Genomic DNA, 3409 nt, shown 5'->3' with positions numbered 1-3409 from the left:
ATGCCGGCGGCTGTGGAAAAATTGTGAACGCAAACTCAACACCAGCCTACAGTTCGTCCATCTTGCTTTCTTGGCATTGTTACTGCAAAGATTTTGAACAGACTCTAAGATAAAGTTTCTACGGAAATTTCTAGATAATTTCTAAGATCAAATAAACTCAACGCTGTGCGGATCACATTTTTTGCGTGAACTGATCTTTATCGTTGACATGCATAACTATGCCTGGGCACGCAATATGAAACGCCTGCTACAGGAGGCCTGCAAAGAAGTCTCCAGAAGCACGGAAAAGCGTTTGAGCGACAAAATGTTCGCCAATCTGCAAAAACGTTACCGGAATATCTTAAGGAGTGCTGAAAAAGAACTGCCGGTCAGTCTATCTAAACTCAATGGTAAACGCGGTAAACTTGCCAAATCTGAAGTGCACAATCTTTGGGAAAGACTGAAAATTCATGAAGCAGCGGTGCTACTGTTTGCTAAAGACCCGCATGTATCGTTTACCAATAACAGAGCAGAGCGTGACTTGAGAATGTCAAAGGTCAAACAAAAGATCTCGGGTTGCTTCAGCGTCAGCGAATACGCTCATGCCTGTTGCCGAATTTCGAGCTACCTGCAAATCCCATGGCCAATAGAGGATATAACCCTCCTATCGCTATTCAAATAGCGTTGGCTGGTGAAGCTCATAAAGTATGGGGTGAGTAGTTACCTTTTTGTTAATCTGATAGCCGGGCTGGTAGCTTATTCCATTTCTATTTCATAAATGAAACAATAGAAGCAACTTATGAAAGGAAATATTGTGATGGCACGAGTAGCGAGTGGAAAAGAGGTGTTGGAACAAGCAAAGGATTTGCTGGTTAATTCAAGAACAATAGAAGAATTAAGACAGGCGCAAGCTGTAGTGCTACCTTTGGAATTTGGATGATCAATGAAGCAGACAGCAACAGGTGTTTCAGTAGGCTGGGCGTGCCAGCTTCGAATGTGTTTCATCCGCAATGGCGGCATGCGTGAGACAGGGAAGTCTACCCGTGGTGGACGGCGGCGCGAGAATCTTTCACGTGAAGAAGAAGTTGCTTTTCTAGCACCCTTTATAGAAAAAGCATCAACAGGAGGTATTTTGATTGTTAGCGAAATCAAGCAAGCACTTGATGAACGCTTAAATTGCAAGATCTCGCTAGCAGCCACCTACAACCTACTGCACCGCCATGGCTGGTGCAAATTGGCTCCTGACAGGCACCATCCCAAAGTAGACGTACTCGCTCAGGATGAGCGGAAAAAACTTCGAGATATCCTGACACATAGGGTGACAGAAGTTGACCAAGGAGTGGCAAGCAGAAGGACAACTGCGTCTGATGTTTCAGGATGAAGCCCGCTTTGGGCGTGTTTCTGATACACGCCGGTGTTGGTGCCCTAAGCCTATACGACCGCCATACCAAGCAATGATCATCCAGGAATATGTCTATGCTTAGCTGCTGTCTCGGTTGCTGATGGTGAACTGGATACACTTATCCTGCCTCAGGTTAATAGCAATTGCATGCAAATATTCCTGGATGAGGGATAGTGTCGCATCATCCAAATGACAGGATTATTTTGGCGCTCGATGGTGCAGGATGGCATCGTAGTCACACGCTTAAGCTTCCACATAATCTGCGCTTACTCATGCTGCCGCCCTACTCACCAGAACTCAATCCTGTTGAGAATCTTTGGGATGGGCTACGGGAGAAATCATTCCACACCCGTGTATTCGACAGCCTGGACGCACTTGAAAATCACCTGGAAGCAGCAATGCGGGACATGGAAAAAGATCGCGAATGTGCTCAGTCCATCGTTGCATGGTCTTGAATTATAAATTCGCTTATGAAGTAGGAATGGAATTAGGCGTAAATATTGGGTCAAATTAGGCTGTGTCTGCGTTTAACGGGTCGCGATAGGAATGCCGGTTACCCGGCATTCCTATCGCGACCCGTTAAACGTTGAAAATACTTCTTTGTCCAATAGATTGGAACATCAAGACTGGAGGGCATAGTCATGAAAGCCTCTGATTTTGAGGAATGGTTAAAAAAAATATCGCAGCTTAGCCGGAGCCAAAAAGAGCAGGTCAGGCATTGCCTGGGCGAGGTAGCGCCGCAAGCTGTGGTCGTGAAGTGGCTTGAGGATTCTTTTGAGCCGAGGTACCCGGCTTGCCAGGCGGGTCGTCCCTATCGTTGGGGGTACCAAGCGGTGTTGCAGCGCTTTCGTTGTCGCGCGCGTGCAAACACACGTTCACGGCTGTATCGGGAACCCCTTTGATCCGTCTGCGGCATAAGGAGCAGTGGTTGAATTACAGCGCGGTGTTGATTGATGGCTTGACCGTGCGGGCGAGCGCTAAGCAACGCGGGATCGACAAAAATACCAGTTTTCGCTGGCGCCATCGGTTCTTGGTTTTGCCGGTGGCCACTAAAGCCAACCGCCTGCAAGGGATCGTCGAGGCGGATGAAACCTTCTTTCCCTCTTCCTGCGAAGGTCAACCGCCAACTGGACCGTCCACCGCGTAAACGCGGCAAGCAAATCCATGCACGCAGCACGGGCAAAGACCAGGTGCCGGTGTTGGTAGTGCGCGATCGTTCTGGCGCAACAGCGGATTTCAAGTTAACGGCGATTGATAAGAAGACAATCGAACTCCCTTTGCAGGCTATTCTGGCGAAAGATGCCATTTTCTGTAGCGATGGCGCTGCCGTCTATCGGTCTGTGGCTTATAAGCCTCGGAATTACCCATCGTCCCGTCAACCTCGCTGCCAGCGTTTACCATATTCAGAACGTTAATGCCTGCGACAGCCGACTCAAACAATGGATGGGAAGATTTCATGGGGTCGCGACCAAGTACCTGGAAAATTATCTGGACTGGCGAAGATAGTTGGAACGCTGGGGCGAGCACAACTCGCCGATTGTTGGACTTCAAGCCGCTCGCGGACGAGAAAATCAGTTTCAACGATTAATGCAGACATAGCTTAAAAAAAAACCGCCCTACTGAGAGCGGTTTTAAAATCCTGATCATTCTATATAGTTTTATTATTTTTTTGTTTCGTCTGCTTTATCAGGCATTGACTCACGCTCCATTGAGGCACTAGGTGGATACTGCGCCGGTTTAGGATCACCACAAGCAGTCAGTGTCAGCGCCGTAAGTATAGCTACCAAGAATGCAGATTTCATTTTCTTAATCTCCTATATAAACAAATATGATGAATTATTATATTTAAATATACGACAACTCTTTGGCCATTCGTATCCAGAATGACCATATGTTTAATATCAGAATTATAATGTACTGTCCAGTAAATTCATAAGAATGTAGAGAGCAAATAAACTGTCCGGACTTGTAGCAAATGATCTGTCTGGTTTGATATGGAGTCCTGGGAGGATTTCAGATGAAACGGAC

Annotated in this window: 5 protein-coding genes and 2 pseudogenes; 6 read left to right on the top strand and 1 reads right to left on the bottom strand. The window is 46.9% G+C overall.

Annotated elements, in window-relative coordinates:
* The 6 genes and pseudogenes from BLW34_RS15900 to BLW34_RS15000 form a co-directional block, all read left to right on the top strand.
* Positions 1 to 97, top strand: a pseudogene (locus BLW34_RS15900) (IS5/IS1182 family transposase); the annotation flags it as partial.
* Between the two features lie 54 nt (positions 98 to 151).
* Positions 152 to 661: an IS66 family transposase gene (locus tag BLW34_RS15015; protein WP_090581319.1), complete on the top strand. Its 510-nt coding sequence runs from the start codon at positions 152 to 154 to the stop codon at positions 659 to 661.
* A gap of 117 nt (positions 662 to 778) precedes the next feature.
* Entirely contained in the window at positions 779 to 919 is a 141-nt protein-coding gene (locus BLW34_RS16290; protein WP_177166068.1) for a hypothetical protein, read from the top strand.
* Between the two features lie 3 nt (positions 920 to 922).
* Positions 923 to 1360: a winged helix-turn-helix domain-containing protein gene (locus BLW34_RS15010; RefSeq protein ID WP_090581316.1), complete on the top strand. Its 438-nt coding sequence runs from the start codon at positions 923 to 925 to the stop codon at positions 1358 to 1360.
* A 194-nt stretch (positions 1361 to 1554) separates the two neighbouring features.
* The gene (locus tag BLW34_RS15005) at positions 1555 to 1836 is read left to right on the top strand and encodes a transposase (protein ID WP_177166067.1); all 282 of its coding nucleotides are present in this window, start codon (positions 1555 to 1557) and stop codon (positions 1834 to 1836) included.
* A 186-nt stretch (positions 1837 to 2022) separates the two neighbouring features.
* Positions 2023 to 2980, top strand: a pseudogene (locus BLW34_RS15000) (IS1595 family transposase).
* A 62-nt stretch (positions 2981 to 3042) separates the two neighbouring features.
* On the opposite strand, the gene BLW34_RS16285 reads toward BLW34_RS15000, so the two are convergent.
* Positions 3043 to 3183 (bottom strand): hypothetical protein, encoded by a 141-nt coding sequence (locus BLW34_RS16285; RefSeq protein WP_176754399.1) that lies wholly within the window; start codon positions 3181 to 3183, stop codon positions 3043 to 3045.
* Positions 3184 to 3409: the final 226 nt, after the last annotated feature.

The sequence above is a fragment of the Nitrosomonas sp. Nm58 genome, assembly GCF_900107335.1.
GTDB lineage: Bacteria > Pseudomonadota > Gammaproteobacteria > Burkholderiales > Nitrosomonadaceae > Nitrosomonas.
Note: the sequence above shows the minus strand (reverse complement) of the source record. Positions and strands in the feature narration are given on the sequence as shown.

Coding starts and splice junctions, on each gene's coding strand:
- BLW34_RS16290 (WP_177166068.1), top strand. CDS start 779: ATGAAAGGAAATATTGTGATGGCACGAGTAGCGAGTGGAAAAGAGGTG.
- BLW34_RS15010 (WP_090581316.1), top strand. CDS start 923: ATGAAGCAGACAGCAACAGGTGTTTCAGTAGGCTGGGCGTGCCAGCTT.
- BLW34_RS16285 (WP_176754399.1), bottom strand. CDS start 3,183: ATGAAATCTGCATTCTTGGTAGCTATACTTACGGCGCTGACACTGACT.